Annotated in this window: 13 protein-coding genes; all 13 read left to right on the top strand. The window is 68.5% G+C overall.

Annotated elements, in window-relative coordinates; all coding sequences use genetic code 11:
• The first annotated feature begins 16 nt into the window (after positions 1-16).
• Positions 17-2,404: an MMPL family transporter gene (locus PKO50_RS18360; protein WP_275626859.1), complete on the top strand. Its 2,388-nt coding sequence runs from the start codon at positions 17-19 to the stop codon at positions 2,402-2,404.
• 69 nt (positions 2,405-2,473) lie between these two features.
• Entirely contained in the window at positions 2,474-4,078 is a 1,605-nt protein-coding gene (locus PKO50_RS18355) for a DUF1302 family protein (protein ID WP_275626858.1), read from the top strand.
• A 20-nt stretch (positions 4,079-4,098) separates the two neighbouring features.
• The gene (locus PKO50_RS18350) at positions 4,099-5,358 is read left to right on the top strand and encodes a DUF1329 domain-containing protein (RefSeq protein ID WP_275626857.1); all 1,260 of its coding nucleotides are present in this window, start codon (positions 4,099-4,101) and stop codon (positions 5,356-5,358) included.
• Positions 5,359-5,466: 108 nt separating this feature from the next.
• On the top strand, positions 5,467-6,573 hold the full coding sequence (locus PKO50_RS18345; RefSeq protein WP_275626856.1) for an alcohol dehydrogenase catalytic domain-containing protein: 1,107 nt from the start codon (positions 5,467-5,469) through the stop codon (positions 6,571-6,573).
• A 22-nt stretch (positions 6,574-6,595) separates the two neighbouring features.
• A complete protein-coding gene (locus PKO50_RS18340; protein WP_275626855.1) occupies positions 6,596-7,132 on the top strand; it encodes a cupin domain-containing protein in 537 nt (178 codons plus the stop codon).
• A gap of 426 nt (positions 7,133-7,558) precedes the next feature.
• Positions 7,559-8,563, top strand: coding sequence for an AraC family transcriptional regulator (locus PKO50_RS18335; protein WP_275626854.1), 1,005 nt, complete (start codon positions 7,559-7,561; stop codon positions 8,561-8,563).
• A 226-nt stretch (positions 8,564-8,789) separates the two neighbouring features.
• Entirely contained in the window at positions 8,790-10,124 is a 1,335-nt protein-coding gene (locus tag PKO50_RS18330) for a Rieske 2Fe-2S domain-containing protein (RefSeq protein ID WP_261746082.1), read from the top strand.
• 57 nt (positions 10,125-10,181) lie between these two features.
• Positions 10,182-11,045, top strand: coding sequence for an alpha/beta hydrolase (locus PKO50_RS18325; RefSeq protein ID WP_275626853.1), 864 nt, complete (start codon positions 10,182-10,184; stop codon positions 11,043-11,045).
• Positions 11,042-12,445, top strand: a complete 1,404-nt coding sequence (locus PKO50_RS18320) for an amidase (RefSeq protein ID WP_275626852.1) — start codon at positions 11,042-11,044, stop codon at positions 12,443-12,445. The genes PKO50_RS18325 and PKO50_RS18320 overlap by 4 nt, the downstream gene beginning before the upstream one ends.
• A gap of 140 nt (positions 12,446-12,585) precedes the next feature.
• Positions 12,586-14,508, top strand: a complete 1,923-nt coding sequence (locus PKO50_RS18315) for a propionyl-CoA synthetase (protein ID WP_275626851.1) — start codon at positions 12,586-12,588, stop codon at positions 14,506-14,508.
• 64 nt (positions 14,509-14,572) lie between these two features.
• Complete coding sequence (locus tag PKO50_RS18310) at positions 14,573-15,577, top strand: quinone oxidoreductase (protein WP_275626850.1); 1,005 nt, start codon at positions 14,573-14,575, stop codon at positions 15,575-15,577.
• Positions 15,578-15,741: 164 nt separating this feature from the next.
• Entirely contained in the window at positions 15,742-16,734 is a 993-nt protein-coding gene (locus tag PKO50_RS18305; protein WP_275626849.1) for an AraC family transcriptional regulator, read from the top strand.
• 134 nt (positions 16,735-16,868) lie between these two features.
• Entirely contained in the window at positions 16,869-18,098 is a 1,230-nt protein-coding gene (locus PKO50_RS18300) for a styrene monooxygenase/indole monooxygenase family protein (protein ID WP_275626848.1), read from the top strand.
• Positions 18,099-18,101: the final 3 nt, after the last annotated feature.

Below are 18,101 nucleotides of genomic sequence, written 5' to 3'. Positions count from 1 at the left end.
TTTCCGAGACAACGAGATGATCGAACGCATTGCTGATTTCTGCATCCGCCGGCGTGCCTGGGTGGCGGGCATCCTCATGGCGCTGACCCTGCTGCTGGGCTGGTCCGCCCTGCACATCGAGGTGCGCACCGTATTCGAGGACATGCTGCCCTCGCGCCACGAGTACGTGCGCACCCACGAGAAATTCAAGGACACCTTCGGCGGCTCGAACATGGTCACCATCATGTTCGAGGTGGAGCAGGGCGACATCTTCCAGCGCCCGCTGCTGGAGAAGGTGCGCCAGGTGACCCTGGGGCTGCGCGAGGTGTCCGCGGTCAACCAGTACCAGATCACCTCGCTGGCCTCGAAGAAGCTCAAGGAGGTCCGCGCCTCCACCGAGGGCATCGAGAGCCGCCCGCTGATGTGGCCGGACGTGCCGGACAGCGCCCAGGGCATGGAGGAACTCAAGCAGGCGGTGCTGCGCAACCCGCTGGTCTACGGGCCCTACGTGTCCAAGGACCTGCAGGCGACGCTGATCACCGTGGACTTCATCGACCAGCAGGTGGACTACGCCAAGGTCTTCGACCAGATCCGCGCACTGGTCGCCAAGGTCGACGACGGCAGCGTGAAGATCCGCCTGGTCGGCGACCCCATCCTGTATGGCTGGGTGAACCACCACGTGCCGGAAACCCTGCACCTGGTGCTGGCCGCCGTGGCGGTGACGCTGGTGCTGCTGTTCATCCTGCTGCGGACCTGGCGCGGCGTGTTCCTGCCCTTGCTCGCCGGTGCGGTCAGCGCCCTCTGGGCGCTGGGCATCTGCCACCTGCTGCGGATCAACTTCGAGCCGCTGGTGATCGTGGTGGCGATGCTCATCACCTCGCGGGCGGTCTCCCACTCGGTGCAGATCGTCAACCGCTTCGATGACGAGTTGGCGTTGTTGCCACCGGGTGGGCCGGCGGGGGCGGTCTCGCGCCTGGCCGCGCGGGTCGCCCTGGCCGACCTGTTCCGCCCGGGCATGCTGGGCGTCATCGCCGACGCCGCGTGCATGGCGGTGGTCGCCCTGAGCCCGATCCCGATGCTGCAGAAGCTCACGGTGCTGTCGGTGGTGTGGGTCTCGACCCTGACCGTCAGCGCGGTGATCCTGACGCCGGTGATGCTGTCGTGGATCCGCCGTCCGCACAGCTTCGCGCATCCGTTCGACTGCCTGCCGGCGCTGCGCAAGGTACTCGACCTGAGCGTCGCGGTGACGCTGTCCCGCGGCCGCTATGTCGTGCTCGGCGGCAGCCTGCTGCTGGTGCTGGGCGCCGGCTGGTACGCGTTCAACCTGAAGATCGGCGACGCCAACCCGGGTTCGCCGATCCTCTGGCCGCAGGCGCAGTACAACCTCGATTCCACGGCGATCAACGGGCGCTTCGAAGGCGTCGACCGGATGTTCATCGTCCTCGGCGACGACGGCCATCCCGGGCTGGTCAAGAGCAACGAGGCGCTGCACGCGATGAACCGCTTCCAGCGCTTCATCGAGGCCCAGCCGGAGATCGGCGGCTCGCTGTCGCTGGCCGACGTGCTGCCCCACGTCAACAGCAGCCTGCGCGAAGGCAACCCGCGCTACCTGGAGCTGGGCAACGACGACGCCATCAACGGCAGCCTGGTGGCCATGCTCGACTCGGTGTCCGAGCCGGGCGACATGGACCGCTTCACCGACACCCAGTACGCCAACGGCTCGGTGACCCTGATGTTCCGCGACCGCCAGGGCGAGACCATCCGCACCGCGGTGGCGCGGATCAAGGAGTTCATCGCCGAGAACCCCCTGAGCCAGGGGCACTGGCAGCTGGCAGGCGGGGTGATCGGGGTGATGGCCGCGGTCAACGAGATCATCCTGTCCAGCCAGATCGAGGCCATCGCCCTGGCGCTGCTGGTCCTCGCCGTGCTCTGCACCCTGGTCTACCGCTCGGCGGTGGCCGGCATGCTGTTCATGGTCCCGGTGATCATCTCCAACATGCTGACCTTCAGCTTCATGGCCTGGAAGGGCATCGGCATGAACATCAACACGGTGCCGGTGGCGGCCCTTGGCATCGGCCTGGGGGTGGATTACGCCTTCTACATCGCCGACCGCGTCAAGGAAGAGATCGCCATCGGCAGCAGCCCCGAGCACGCCATCCGCCAGGCCCTGCACTCCGCGGGCATGGGGGTGATCGTCACCGCCAGCGTGCTGATCCTCAGCACCCTGCTGTGGTGGGCCTCGTCGCTGCGCTTCCAGGCCGAGATGGGCCTGCTGATGGCGATCTGGCTGAGCGTGTCGGCGATCTCCGCGCTGTTCGTGATGCCCTCGCTGATCTACGTCTTCCGTCCCCGTTTCATCTTCGCCGGGCAGCCGCATGCGGCTGCCTTGCAGGCGCTGGAGCCGGCCCCGCTGCAGGCCGTGTGAAAGCGAACGCACAACAACAAAACCAAAACCATGGCTTCTGGCCGCTCTTAACCTCTGGGGAGGTATCCGGTGAACTCTAGCGTCGACTCCTGCGTGCAACCGCGTGTTGCACTTCACAAGCTCGCCCTGGCCATCGCCTTGGTGCCGGTGACCGTGCCGGCCCTGGCCGACGACAGTCTCAAGGTCGATGGCTACCTGCGCGAGGAACTGTCCTGGAACACCAAGAACTGGGAGGATACCCCCGGCTACAGCGACGGCGGCAAGCTGTCCATGGCGCGCAGCACCGCGCGCCTGAACCTGGACTGGGCGGCGACCGACCAGGTCTCGGTGGTGGCCAAGCTGCGCGCCTCGCGCGAGGTCAAGACCGACTTCCTCAAGCACCTCGAGGACATGGGCGCCAACAACTACCACTCCGGCGAGCACGGCGACATCATGGACCTCTACGACAAGGAGGAAATCCGCGAGCTGTACATCGACTTCCCGGTTGGCGAACGCACCCGCTTCCGTATCGGCAAGCAGCAGATCGCCTGGGGCGAGACCGACTTCTTCGCCGCCAACGACCTGGTGCACGGCTTCGACTACACCTGGCGCAGCTTCCTCGAGCCGGCCAACGAAGAACTGCGCAAGACCAACAACATCGTCAAGGTGAACGTCGACGTGCCCGAGGCCGACGGCGGCATCGAGGCCTTCGTGCGGCCGGGGCTGGACCGCAAGCAGGACATCGGCAGCGAACTGGACATCTACGGCGCGCGCTGGTCGAGCCAGCCCTACGCCGGCGTCGATTTCCGCAACATCGACCCCTACAACTACGAGAACAACGAAGGCGACTACCGCCACTGGACCGGCGGCCTGCGCTGGAGCGGGATGCTCGGCGACACCAACTACTCGCTGTCCTACCTGCGCACCTTCTACAACTCGCCGATCCTCAACGCCTCCAACAACCTCGCGCTGTTCGGCCTGCCCGAGGTGCCGTCCGGCGCCAACACCGTCGGCACCGACCAGACCAAGGGCCTGGCCGGCGAGATCATCTACCCGATCGTCAACATCTACGGCTTCACCGCCAGCCGCTATTCCGACGCGGCCGATGCGGTGTTCAGCACCGAGGTGGCGTACATCAAGGACGCGCCCTACCAGATCGCGCTGCCGGTACCGACCCCGCTCAGCCAGAACATCGCCCCGGGCTTCGACGGCTTCCAGACCAAGAACGTCGTGGCGCTGATGCTGCGCATGGACAAGAACATCGCCGCCACCCAGAGCCTGCTGGGCACCGAGAAACCGATGTTCTTCTCCGTCCAGCTGTTCGACAAGTGGGTGCAGAACTACGACTCCGACGACCAGCTGCTCTACAGCGTCGGCTGGGGCGGCAAGGTCAAGGAACACTCGGTCCTGGCCACCACCATCTTCGACCTCAGCTACGACAGCGGGCGCATCCGCCCGCAACTGGTGCTGGGCGCCGACCTGAGCAACAACGGCGGCTTCGCGGTGCCCTCGGTCACCTTCGAGCTGTCCAGCAAGTGGCGCTGGAAGGTCGAGTACGACGCCTTCTGGGACGACGCCTGGCGCGACGGCGACAAGTGCACCCCGGGCAATGCCGCCAACTGCGACAAGACCACGCTGTTCGGCTACTTCCACAACCGTGACCAGCTCTACACCAGCCTGACCTACCTGTTCTGACCCGTAGTGGAGACCTGACCATGAAACGCGCACGACCGGTTCTGCAACGCACCCTGGGCCTGACCCTGGCCTGCCTGTCCCCACTCCTGGCCTCCGCTGCCGAGCTTGCGCCGGGCACGGTGATTTCCGCGGCCAACCTCGACCAGGTGAAGAACGACACCTTCGAAGGCCACAGCATCGCCAGCCTGCTGACCGAGAAGATGGAATGGCGAATCCGCAACACCGGCTGGAAACTGCCGCTGGCCAAGTCCCAGGAGGTCAAGCTCGACCCGCGCTGGGTCAAGGCATCGCAGGCCAATGCCGGCAAGACGGTGATCAACAAGGAAGCCTGCCGGGTGGACAACTGGGTGGCCGGCGAGCCCTTCCCGAACGTCGACGCCAAGGATCCGCAGGCCGCGGAAAAGCTGGTCTGGAACTGGCACCTGGGGCAACTGGTGGGTGACGTTTCCCAGGTCCCGCAGTTCACCCAGCTGTTGATCGACGGCAAGAAGGGCATCCACGCCGAGCCGGTGGCGGAGTTCAGCCGCTACTCCATGAAGGGCCGCCTGACCGGCGACCAGGCGGTGGAGGGCGACGGCAGCGAGCGCGGCCGCCAGCTGCTGTACTTCAAGTCGCCATCGGACATGAAGGGGCTGGGGACCTATACGCAGATGTACGACTCGGACAAGGTCAACGACGTCTGGGCCTACATCCCCGCCGTGCGCCGCGTGCGCCGCCTGTCCGGCGGCGCCTGGATGGACCCGGTCGGCTCCTCGGACCAGCTGCAGGACGACCTGGACGTCTTCAACGCGCGCCCGTGCTGGTACCCGCAGTACAAGCTGCTCGGCACCCGCTGGGTGCTCGCCGTGGCCAACAGCAAGACCGGCCTGTGGAAGACCGACGGCAAGACGCCGGCCGAGAAGTACCCGGTCCTCGACGACCAGCCGCCGTACTGGAACATGAACAACAACAACTTCGAGCCACGCGAGGTATACGTGATCGAGGCCATCACCCCGTCCATCCACCCCTACAGCAAGAAGGTGCTGTACATGGACGTGAAGTACCCGCGCTTCTATTACGCCGAGGCCTACGACCGCAAGGGTGAGTTCTGGAAGTTCATGGAGTTCCATTCCTACTCCAACATCGCCGACGGCGACGTGCGGACCACCGCCGGCGCGGTCATCGACTTCCAGCGCAACCATGCCACGGTCTCGCTGATCGACACCGCGAGCTGGAAGACCAACTTCCCCGCCAAGGCCAGCAACTTCTCCCTGCAGACCCTGCAGGCCGCCGGCCGCTGACGGCGGGCCCGGCACGGTTTCCCCGCGGCACGGATGCCGCCCCCTCTTTCCCGCCACCCCGGGCCACGCGTCGCAACGGCGGCGCCGGGCCCTTCGGAGAACACGAGCATGTCGACCATGAAGGCCGCGCGCCTGCACGAGATCGGCGGACGATTCCGCATCGACGAACTACCCCGGCCGGCACCCGGCCCCCATGATGTGCTGGTGAAGGTCGAGGCCAGCGGGGTCATTCCCAACCTGAAGAACGTCACCACCCACTTCCCCGAGTGGTATCCCTTCCTGCCGTTGCCGGCGCTGCCGGCGACTTTCGGCCTGGACTCGGCCGGGGTGGTCGCCGAGGTCGGCGCCGCGGTCAGCGCCTTCAGGCCGGGCGACCGCGTCTACGTCAACCCCGGCGTCGGCTGCGGCGAGTGCCGGCATTGCCGGCAGGGCGAAACGCCGCGCTGCGAGGCGTACACCTTCCTCGGCTACTTCGGCTTCGGCCCCGGTTCGCAGGCGATCTTCGAGCGCTACCCGTATGCCGGCTACGGCCAGTACATGACCGCGCCGGCGAACAACCTGGTGCGCCTGCCGCAACGCCTTAGCTTCTCCCAGGCCACCCGCTTCGGCTACCTCGGCACCGCCTACTCGGCGATCCGCAAGTCCGGCCTGCGCCCGGGGCAGAGCATCCTGATCCTCGGCGCCTCCGGCACCCTGGGCGTTGGCGCGGCGCTGCTGGCCCTGGCCTTCGGCGCCTCGCAGGTACTGGTCGCCGCGCGTGACGGCGCTGCCCTCGAACGCCTGCGGGCGCTGGCGCCGCAGCGTGTCGTGGCGATCCGCATCGGCGAGCGCAGCGTCCACGAGCAGGTGCTGGAGCAGGTGCCCGGCGGCGTCGACGCCATGCTCGACACCCTCGGCGCCAAGGCGCCCGCGTCGCTTTCGGTGGAGGCGATGAAAGCGGTCGGCCGCGGTGGGCGCATCGTGCAGATCGGCGGCGTGGCCGGCCCCATCCCCATCGACCCGCACCCCTTCATGTGCGCGCAGCTGCAGTACATCGGCTCGCTCTGGTTCACCCCGGTGGAAGGCGACGAGATGGCCAGCATGATCGAGTCGGGCGTGCTCGACCTGTCCCTGCTGGAGGAACGGGCCTACACCCTGGAGCGCCTGAACGAGGCGCTGGAAGACATCCAGGCGCAGGCCAGCGGCTTCGTCAACTTCCACATCGCGCACGAATGAACAACCGAGGGAAGACTCGACCATGCAGGTAAATCGCATCGTGACCGGCCACGACAGCCGCGGCCTTTCGCAGATCGACAGCCAGGGCCCGCTCGCCGGCACCGAGCCGTTCGTCCATTCCCCGGGCTTTTCCGCGGCCCTGGTATGGCAGACCGGAGCGGACCCGCGGATCGTCGCCAACCCCGGGGACCCGTCCCTGGGCGTGGCCTCGGTGCTGCCGGTGCCGGGCGGCACCAGCGTCATGCTGGTGACCTTCCCGCCGCAGCAGGATGCGCCCGCCGAGGAGGTCGACGCCGCCGCCGCGGTCGACGAGATGCGCGCGCGGCTGCCGGGCATGGCGGAGCTGTTCGAGCCCGAGCATCCAGGCTTCCATCGTACCGACAGCATCGACTACGGCGTGGTGCTGGAAGGGGAGCTGCTCCTGGAACTCGACGAGGGGCGCAGCACCCGCCTGCGCCAGGGCGATGTGGTGGTCCAGTCGGGTACCCGGCATGCCTGGCGTAACACCGGTAACACTGCGGCGCGAATGCTCTTCGTGATGGTCGGTGCGCGGCGCTGACGCGCTCGTCCGGCGAGGTGCGCCGAAAGCGGCCCGGGGCGCTGCCCCGGGCCAGAGAACATCATCCTAGAGCGCCTTGGGAAAAGGCCCCCGGCGCGTAGCTGCAAGACCTTTCCCGGCCGTCCGTTTCCATGGCCCGGCCTGGCCGATGGGCGTGCTTATTGCATCTGCATGGGAGGACGGCCCGGGATACCCGATGCGGTGACAGCGCGCCCCGGCGCTGCTGGCCCCGCGTACCGGCCGGGCGACGCCCAGGCGCCGCCCGCCGCACCGCAGCGATGCGTGACGCACCCCGCTTGGGCTGCGCCGCAGCGGTCGGCCGGTCCTGGTCGCGATAACAATAATGGTGCGCAGTCCCCGACGCCGTGCACCGAATAAAACGTGAGAGCCTGCCCGGTCGCGTGCCCGGGCGGAGGAGGGTGCTATATGGAACGCCTGTTCTTTTCCCCTGCGGTACCACCGGACGTCGTCCTGTCGCGCTACGAAGTCTGTCGTACGCAGGACCTCGAGGAGGCCCGCAAGTGCGGGGAGCGCATATTCTGCGAGAACCGCCTGTCCAGCCTGGACGCCAACAGCACCGTCAACACCCGCATCTACTACCGGCGCCTGGGCAGCATCGGCATGGGGCGCATGAGCTATGGCGGCGACATCACCATCGAGCCCGGCGAGCTGGACACCTTCACCCTGGTGCAGATGCCGATCTGCGGGCAGGAGCAGATCGAGTGCGGCAACCAGCGCGTGCTTTCCAACGTGCACATGGGCTCGGTGCTCAACGCCCACCTGCCGTCGCGGATCAACCACAGCAACAGCACCGAGAAGCTGATCATCCGCATCGACACCAGCCTGCTGGAGCGCAACTGCCAGCAGCACCTGGGGCGCATGCTGCGCAAGGAACTGGAGTTCCAGCCGGGCATGCCGCTGGACACGCCCCAGGGGCGCTGCTGGATGCGCACGGTCGGCTGGATCTACGACAGCCTGTCCGCCGATGACAGCGAGCCTTCGCCGTTGCTGGCCGCGCAGTTCGAGCAGGCGCTGGTGAACGTGCTGCTGGCCTGCCAGCCGCACAACTACAGCGCGGAAATGCTCGCCAACGAGGGGCCGGTGATCGCCCCGTCCTTCGTCAAGAAGGTCGAGCGCTACATCGAGGAGCACGCCCACGAGCCGATTTCCATCATCGACATGGCGGAGCATGCGGGCGTCAGCAGCCGCTCGCTGTTCACCGGTTTCCGCCGCTACCGCAACACCTCGCCGATGCTGTACCTGAAGGAGGTGCGCCTGCGCCACGTCCAGGAGGAACTGCAGCGCCAGTCCCCTGGCAATACCACGGTCACCGCCGTGGCCTTCCGCTGGGGGTTCAGCCACCTCGGCCACTTCACCACCGACTACAAGCGCCGCTTCGGCGAAAGCCCCTCGGAAACCCTCGCCCGTTGACCTGCGCGGACACGGATGTCCCTCTTCCCCGCACGGCTTCCCCGCTCGTTCCCGCGCCCCGCCCAGCCCCTTTGCCCATGCCCCTGCAACCCGTGCGCTTTTTCTGCGCTGGGGGGATAACGCCCTCGGTTCCGGGAGCGTCAGCCGGGAAGCGGCTTTCTAGGATGGCCCGCAAGCGCGCCGCATGGCGCGGCGCCTGTCCAGTCAGCCAATGGGGAGTCCCTTCATGTCCGAGCAACCGATCATCCGTCGCCGCCAGGTCAAGACCGGCATCAGCGATGCCCGCGTCAACAACGCCAAGACCCAGAGCCAGTACCAGCCCTACAAGGACGCGGCCTGGGGCTTCATCAACCACTGGTACCCGGCGCTGTTCAGCCATGAGCTGGTCGAGGACCAGGTCGAAGGCATCCAGATCTGCGGCATCCCCATCGTGCTGCGCCGCGCCAACGGCAAGGTGTTCGCCCTCAAGGACCAGTGCCTGCACCGTGGCGTGCGGCTCTCGGAAAAGCCCATGTGCTTCACCAAGAGCACCATTTCCTGCTGGTACCACGGTTTCACCTTCGACCTGGAGAGCGGCAAGCTGGTGACCATCGTCGCCAACCCGGACGACAAGCTGATCGGCACCACCGGCGTCACCACCTACCCGGTGCACGAAGTCAACGGCATGATCTTCGTCTTCGTCCGCGAGGACGACTACCCGGACGAGGACGTACCGCCGCTGGCCCAGGACCTGCCGTTCCGCTTCCCCGAGCGCAGCGAGCAGTTCCCGCACCCGCTGTGGCCGGCCTCGCCCAGCCTGCTGGACGACAACGCGGTGGTGCTGGGCATGCACCGCACCGGTTTCGGCAACTGGCGCATCGCCTGCGAGAACGGCTTCGACAACGCGCACATCCTGGTGCACAAGGACAACACCATCGTCCATGCCATGGACTGGGTCCTGCCGCTGGGCCTGCTGCCCACCGGCGACGACTGCATCAGCGTGGTGGAGGAGGAGAACGGCCCGAAGGGCCTGATGCAGTGGCTGTTCACCGACAAGTGGGCGCCGGTGCTGGAGAACAAGGAACTGGGCCTGAAGGTCGAGGGCGTCAACGGTCGCTTCTACCGTACCTCGGTGGTGCTGCCCGGCGTGCTGATGGTGGAGAACTGGCCGGGCGACCACATGGCGCAGTACGAGTGGTACGTGCCCATCACCGACGACACCCACGAATACTGGGAAATCATCGTCCGCGTGTGCAACACCGAGGAAGAGCGGACCAAGCACCAGTACCGCTTCGACCGCGTCTACGAGCCGCTGTGCCTGCACGGTTTCAACGACTGCGACCTGTACGCCCGCGAGGCCATGCAGAACTTCTACTACGACGGCACCGGCTGGGACGAGGAGCAACTGGTCGCCACCGACGTCTCGCCGATCACCTGGCGCAAGCTGGCCTCGCGCTGGAACCGCGGCATCGCCAAGCCCGGCCGCGGCGTGGCCGGCGCGGTCAAGGACACCAGCCTGATCTTCAAGCAGACCGCCGACGGCAAGCGCCCGGGGTACAAGGTCGAGCAGATCAAGGACTGACCGCCAGCCCGACCCGGCCTGCGCTCCAGGCCGGGTCACCTTCCCAGGGGAACCCCCATGCCGCAGATACCCGGCTCCAGCAGCCATTTCCTCACGGTGGACGGTGTGCGCCTGCACTACCGTCTGGTCGAGGGCCCCAGCGACCGCCCGCCGGTGATCTTCACCCATGGCGGCGGGCCCGGCTGCACCGCCTGGAGCAATTTTCGCCTGAGCGCCGCGGCATTCTCCGCGCGGCATCGCTGCTATTTCCTCGACCTGGCGCAGTTCGGCCAGTCCGAGATGGTGCCGGTGCAGGGCCCGGTCTTCAGCTGGCACGCAAGCAAGCTGCTGGGCTTCATGGATGCCCTGGGCATCCCCCGGGCGCACCTGGTCAACCAGTCCTTCGGCGGCTGCGTGGCGATCCGCTTCGCCGTCGACCACCCCGATCGCGTCGGCAGCCTGCTGCTGATCGGCTCGCAGCCGGTGGAGCGCGGGGTGATGCAGCCGCTGCCGCTGTTCAGCAAGCACGCCGCGGGGCTGATAAGCGACTACTACCTGGCCGACGGCGGGCCGAGCCTGGACAAGATGGCGGCACTGATCCGCCGCTACGAACTGCATGACGATGCCCGCCTCGACGAGGAAACCCTGCGCCTGCGCTTCGAGGCCAGCGCCAACCCCGGCTTCATAGCGCTGCTGAAGACCCCCGGGGCCTTCGGCCAGTGGGAGAACCTGATGCCGGTGTTCTCCCGGGTGCTGGCGCCGACCCTGATCTGCTGGGGGCTGCACGACTGGTTCGGTGGCGTCGACGTGCCGATGCTGATGCTCAACCAGTTCGCCGATGCCCGGCTGCACGTGCTGGGCAACCTCGCGCATCACCTGCAGAGCGAAGCGCCGGACGAGTTCAATGCGCTGGCGCTGACCTTCATCGGAGGGCACGAATGAACGCCTCGACTGAACTGCACTACCTGGAGATGTACGAGCTGTCGGGGCTGATCCGCAGCGGCAAGCTGTCGCCGGTGGAGGTGGTCGAGGCGCAGCTGGCGCGCATCGAGCGCCTGGAGCCGCAGCTGCACAGCTATGCCTGCGTCACCGCCGAGCTGGCCCTGGAACAGGCCCGCCAGGCGGAGCGCGAGCTGATGCGTGGCGAATGCCGCAGCCCGCTGCATGGCATACCCATCGCGGTGAAGGACCTCTTCGACACCGCCGGGGTGCCGACCTGCGCCGGCATGCCGCTGCTGCACGGCCGCGTGCCGCAGGAGGACGCCACGGTGGTCGCACGCCTGCGCGAGGCCGGCGCGGTGCTGCTCGGCAAGCTGCAGATGACCGAGGGCGCCTTCGCCATCCACCATCCCAGCCTGGTCGCGCCGAACAACCCCTGGCATGCCGGGCACTGGGCGGGCGCGTCCTCCAGCGGCTGCGGGGTGGCCACCGCCGCCGGGCTCTGCTACGCCTCGTTGGGCAGCGACACCGGCGGCTCGATCCGCTTCCCCTGCGCGGCCAATGGCCTGACCGGCCTGAAGCCGACCTGGGGGCGGGTCAGCCGGCATGGCTGCTTCGAGCTGGCCGCCAGCCTCGACCACATCGGTCCGATCACCCGCAGCGCCCGCGATGCGCTGTTCCTGCTGTCGACCATCGCCGGCCACGACCCGCGGGACCCCACCTCGCTGCCCAGCGTGTGCCTGGAGATCCCCGGCCTGGACGAGTCGTTCCAGGGCCTGCGCATCGGCGTGGACGAGGCCTGGCTGAGCGACGGCGTCGACCCGCTCATCCAGCAGGCGCTGCAGCAGGTCATGGAGATCGTCCTGCAGGGCGGCGGCAGGCTGCTGCGCGTGCGCATGCCGGACACCCGCCCGGTGAGCGCCAACTGGGAGGCCCATTGCGGCGTGCAGACCGCCGTCGCCCATGCCGCCACCTACCCGCAACACGCGGCGGAATACGGGCCGGCGCTGAGCCGCCTGATCGACGGCGGCCGGGCGCTTTCGGGCATGGACTACCAGCGCATCCTGCTCGCCGCGCAGCGCTTCAGCGGCGAGCTGGAAAGCCTGCTGACCCAGGTCGACCTGCTGCTGGCCCCGGTACAGCCCTACGCGGCGCCGAGCCACGAGCAACTGGCGGCCCTGGCGCTGGACGCGGAGGCCAATCGCCGGCTGATCCAGTTCACCGCGCCCTTCAACGTCAGCGGCCATCCGTGCCTGAGCCTGCCCTGCGGCTTCACCCCGCAAGGCCTGCCGCTGGGCTGCCAGTTCATCGCCGGCAAGGGCGGCGAGGCCGTGCTGTGCCGGGCGGGCATGGCGTTGCAGAAGGCGAGCGATTGGCACCGCAGGCACCCACCGGGCATCTGAGCGCTTTCTTGCGCTGCCGGGATAAAGGCCCCGCCCACGGGAGTGTGCGGGGCAGGGGCGGTTCATAAGATCGGGCTGAGCCTGCGGCGCCGTGTTTCCCGCGGCGGGTACGGGCCCGGATGCAACCCAGAGAACAACAAATGAACGAAGTCCATGCGTGCCCGGCCACCGGGCAGGAAGAAGACAGCCGCTACCGCCAGGAGCACCGACGCTCGCTGACGGACCCGCGGGCATTCTGGGCGGAGCAGGCGCGGCACCTGCACTGGCACCGCCGTTGGGACGAAGTGCTCGACGAAAGCCGGGCGCCCCTGTACCGCTGGTTCGCCGGGGCCGAGTTCAACACCTGCTACAACGCCCTCGACCGCCACGTCGAGGGCGGGCGGGCCGAGCAGGCCGCGCTGATCTACGACAGCCCGGTCACCGGCCGCTGCGAAACCTTCAGCTACCGTGAGCTGCGCGACCTCGTGGCGCGCTTCGCCGGCTGCCTGCGGGCGCTGGGCGTGGAGCGTTCGGACCGCGTGGTCATCTACATGCCGATGGTGCCCGAGGCGCTGATCGCCATGCTCGCCTGCGCGCGGATCGGCGCGGTCCATTCCGTGGTGTTCGGCGGCTTCGCCGCGCCGGAGCTGGCCAAGCGCATCGAAGATGCGCAGCCGAAACTGGTGGTGACGGCCTCCTGCGGCATCGAACCGACCCACACGGTGGCCTACAAGCCCCTGCTGGACCAGGCCATCGCGCTGTCGGCGCACAAGCCCGCGCACTGCATCCTGCTGCAGCGCCCGCAGCTGCAGGCCGAACTCGTCGCCGGGCGGGACCTCGACTGGCAGGCGGCCATGGCCGCCGCGCAGCCGGTGGACTGCGTGCCGGTGGCGGCCACCGACCCGCTGTACGTGCTCTACACCTCCGGCACCACCGGCAAGCCCAAGGGCGTGGTGCGCGACCACGGCGGCCATGCCGTGGCCCTGCATTACTCGATGCGCGCGGTGTACGCGGCGAAGCCGGGCGAGGTCTTCTGGGCCGCCTCGGACGTCGGTTGGGTGGTCGGCCATTCCTATATCGTCTATGCGCCGCTGCTGCTCGGCTGCACGACGCTGCTCTACGAAGGCAAGCCGGTGGGCACGCCGGATGCGGGGGCGTTCTGGCGGGTGATCGCGCAGCATCGCGTCAGCACTTTCTTCACCGCGCCGACCGCGCTGCGGGCGATCAAGAAGGAAGACCCCCGCGGCGAGCGGCTGCAGCACCACGACATCGGCTGCCTGCGGGCGCTGTTCCTCGCCGGCGAGCGTTCCGATGCGGACACCATCGCCTGGGCGCAGGCGCTGCTCGGGGTGCCGGTGGTCGACCACTGGTGGCAGACGGAGCTGGGCTGGCCGGCCATCGCCAATTGCCAGGGCATCGAGGCGCTGCCGGTCAAGCCGGGGTCGTCCAGCGTGCCGGTGCCGGGTTTCGACCTGCAGGCGCTCGACGCCGACGGCGCGCAGGTCGCTGCCGGGCAGATCGGCAACCTGGTGCTGAAGCTGCCGCTGCCGCCGGGCGCCTTGCCGACGCTGTGGAACGACGTGCAGGGCTACCTCGACAACTACCTGGCACGCTACCCCGGCTACTACCTGACCGGCGATGCCGGCTACCTCGACGCCGACGGCTACGCCTGGATCATGTCGCGCATCGACGACATCATCAACGTGGCCGGCCACCGCCTGTCGACCGGGGCGATGGAGGAGGCGCTGGCCGGGCACGGGGACGTCGCCGAGTGCGCGGTCATCGGCGTCGCCGACCCGCTCAAGGGGCAGCTGCCCCTGGGCCTGGTGGTGCTCAAGGCCGGCGTCCGGCGCCCGGCGGAGGACCTCGAACGGGAGCTGGTCGCGCGGGTGCGCGAGCAGATCGGCGCGGTGGCCTCGTTCAAGACCGTGCTGATCGTTCCGCGCCTGCCGAAGACGCGCTCGGGCAAGGTGCTGCGCTCCACCATGCGGGCCCTCGCCGATGGCCAGCAGCCCGTGGTGCCGGCGACGATCGACGACCCGCGGGTGCTCGACGAAATCGCCGCGGCGCTGGCCAGGCGTTGAGAAACACCCTGGCGGATGTCCCCGGCCGGGGCCATCCGCCTTACCTTCGAAGGGGAGCACAGACATGAGCCTGCACACTGGCAGGGCCATCCGCATCGACCAGGCGGGCGGCCCGGAGGCGCTGCGCGTGGTCGAGGTCGCCGTCGGCGAGCCCGGCCCGGGCGAGGTGCGCATCCGCCACCACGCCGTCGGGGTGAACTTCCTCGACATCTACCAGCGCAAGGGCCTGTACGGCCTGCCGTTCCCGCTGCAACCCGGCATGGAAGGGGCCGGCGTGGTCGAGGCGGTGGGCGCCGGCGTGGAGCACCTGCGCGCAGGCGACCGGGTGGCCTACGCCGGCTTCCCGCCGGGCGCGTACTGCGACGTGCGGCTGATGCCGGCGATGACGGTCTGCCGGCTGCCGGACGCGATCGACTTCGAGACCGGCGCGGCGATGATGCTCAAGGGCTGGACGGCCTGCTACCTGCTGACGCGCTGCCCCCCGGTGGAAGGGCTGCGGGCCGGCGATAGCGTGCTGTTCCACGCCGCGGCGGGCGGCGTGGGCCTGATCGCCTGCCAGTGGGCGAGGGCGCTGGGCCTGCAACTGATCGCCACCGCCGGCAGCGACGAGAAGTGCCGGTTGGCGCTGGAGCACGGCGCCGCGCATGCGATCAACTACCGCCGCTATGATTTCGTCGAGCGGGTGCGGGAAATCACCGGCGGGCGCGGCGTCAAGGTGGTGTACGACTCGGTCGGCCGCGACACCTTCGAGAAGTCGCTCGACTGCCTGGCGCCCTTCGGCCTGCTGGTCGCCTACGGCGACGCTTCCGGCCCCGCGCCGGCCATCGCGCCGGCGCAACTGGTGAGCAAGGGCTCGCTGTACCTGACCTACCAGGGCCTGTGGCACCACGTGTCGAGCCGCGAGCGGGCCCAGGCGCTCAGCGACGAGCTGTTCGCCAGGGTGGCGCGGGGCGACGTGCGGATCCCGGTCATGCACCGCTATGCGCTGGAGCAGGCCACCAGCGCGCAACGCGACCTGGAGGCCCGGCGGACCACTGGCTGCATCGTGCTGCTGCCGGCGGGAGCCTAGTTCCGTCATTTGCGTTCCTTGGTTTGCCCGTGCCCCCTGGGCACGGGATTTTTTTTCCAGCCCCTGCATACCGGACAGGGCGCCTCGCGGGGTACGGTGGGCGCGTGCAGGCCCGGCGCGGCGAAGCGGGAACCCGGCAAGGCGATTTCCCTTGGGAGGCGAAGATGACGACAGTGCCCGACGGCTGCCACCTGAACTGCGATGCGCTGTTGCATTCGCAGGACCTCGACGAGACGCGCCGGCTGGTGGCCTCGGTGTTCTGCGAGCATCGCCTGGAGCTGCGCCAGGCGGCGAGCCGCCTGGACTACCGGCACCAGCACCTGCGCACCGAACAGCTGAGCTTCAGCCGCATGCGCTACGGCGCCGACGTGCACATCCGCCCCGGCGAGCTGGGCTCGTTCTACCTGGTGCAGCTGCCCTTCGCCGGCCACGACCGGCAGCGGATCGGCCGCCGCGAGCTGCTCAGCGACAGCCTGCACGGCAGCATCCATGCGCCTGACGAGAGCCTGGAGATGAACTGGAGCGGCGACTGCCAGAAGCTGGTGGTGCGCATCGAGCGCGGCGCCCTCGAACGGCATGCCGTCGCGCTGCTCGATCACGACGCCCAGCAGCCCCTGGCGTTCCACCCGCTGATGGACCTGCGCAACGCCGCCGGGGCGGTCTGGGGGCAGACGGCGCGGCAGCTGTTCGACGTGCTGCAGCGTGCCCCGCAGCTGTTCGAGATGCCCCTGGTCAGGGCGCAGTTCGAGCAGACCCTGATGACCACGCTGCTGACCTGGCAGCCCAACACCCTGAGCGATCGGCTGGGCGAGCCCTCGGCCCAGGTCCTGCCGCGCCACGTCAAGCTGGCCGTGGACTACATCCAGGCCCACGCCGAGCAGCCGATCAGCGTGGAGACGCTGGCGGCCATCGCCGGTGTCAGCGGCCGCTCGATCTACCACGGCTTCCAGCGCTTCCTGGGCGTCAGCCCCATGCGCTACCTGCGCGACGTGCGCATGGAGCGCGTGCACCAGGACCTCAAGGACCCGCGCCAGCCCGCCCGGGTGACCGAGATACTCGCCCGCTGGGGCTTCTTCCAGTTCGGCCGCTTCGCCATCGAGTACCGCCAGCGCTATGCCGAGACGCCGCGCCAGACCCTGGCCAGGGGCCGCGGCTGACGCCCCGCGAGCTTCTTGCAGTATTCGCATGATCGCTGCAGGGCCTGCATATTCGCTGTGTCCGCCTTGCTCCACATTGAGGGCCGTGGCTGCACCCGCAGCCATCGCCAAACTTGATGATGGAGTTGGACCGCATGAGAAGAATAACTATCGTCGGTGCCGGGCAGGCCGGGCTGCAACTGGGCATCGGCCTGCTCAAGCAGGGTTACGACGTCGCCTTGATCTCCAACCGCAGCGCCGCGGACATCGCCGCCGGCCGGGTACTGTCCAGCCAGTCGATGTACGACATGGCCCTGGGCTTCGAGCGCCAGCTGGGCCTGGCGTTCTGGGACGACAGCTGCCCGCCCACCGTGGGCGTGCACATGCGTGCCGGCAACGCCGAGGGCCTGATGGTCGACTGGCGCTCGCCGATGAAGGCCCCCGGCCAGTCGGTCGACCAGCGGATCAAGATGCCGCGCTGGATGCACGAGTTCGAACGCCTGGGCGGCCGGCTGGTGATCGAGGAAGCGGGGCTGGATGACCTGGAGCGCTACGCCGCCACCTCCGACCTGGTGATAGTCGCCAGCGGCAAGGGCGAGATCGGCAAGCTGTTCGAGCGCGACGCCGAGCGCAGCACCTTCGACCGCCCCATGCGCACCATCTCGCTGACCTACGTGCACGGCATGCTACCCCGCGAGGACTACAGCGCGCTGAACATCAGCATCAACCCCGGCATCGGCGAGTACGTCAACTTCCCCTGCCTGACCTTGAGCGGGGCAGGGGACATCATCAACCTCGAATGCATCGAGGGCGGGCCGATGGACCGCTGGGCGGAAGTCAGCACGCCGGCGGAACACCTGGCGCTGGCGGTGGAGCTGATCGAGCGCTTCTTCCCCTGGGAGGCCCCACGCTGCCGCAACCTGCGGCTGACCGACGACCTCGGCATCCTGGTCGGGCGGGTCACCCCCACCGTGCGCAAGCCCATCGGCTACCTGCCGTCCGGGCGCACCGTGCTGGGCATGGCCGACGTGCTGGTGCTCAACGACCCCATCACCGGGCAGGGCTCGAACAACGCCAGCAAGTGCGCCAACATCTACATGAACGCCATTCTCGAACAGGGGCGGGCACCCTTCGACGACACCTGGAAGAACGCCACCTTCGAGCGCTACTGGGACTACGCTCAGTGGGTCGCGCGCTTCACCAACACCCACCTGCTGCCGCCGCCGGAGTCCGTGCTCAAGGTGTTCACCGCCTGTGCCGCCGACCCGGCGCTGGCCGCCGCCGTGGCCAATGCCTTCGACGACCCGAAGAGCCTGGTGCCCTGGTACTACGACAGCGCCGAAGCCGAGCGCTTCATCGCCTCCTTCAGCGCCGCGCGAGGGTGACCG

This window comes from Pseudomonas sp. 273, from assembly GCF_029201425.1.
In the GTDB taxonomy this organism is placed as follows: Bacteria; Pseudomonadota; Gammaproteobacteria; order Pseudomonadales; family Pseudomonadaceae; genus Pseudomonas; species Pseudomonas delhiensis.
Note: the sequence above shows the minus strand (reverse complement) of the source record. Positions and strands in the feature narration are given on the sequence as shown.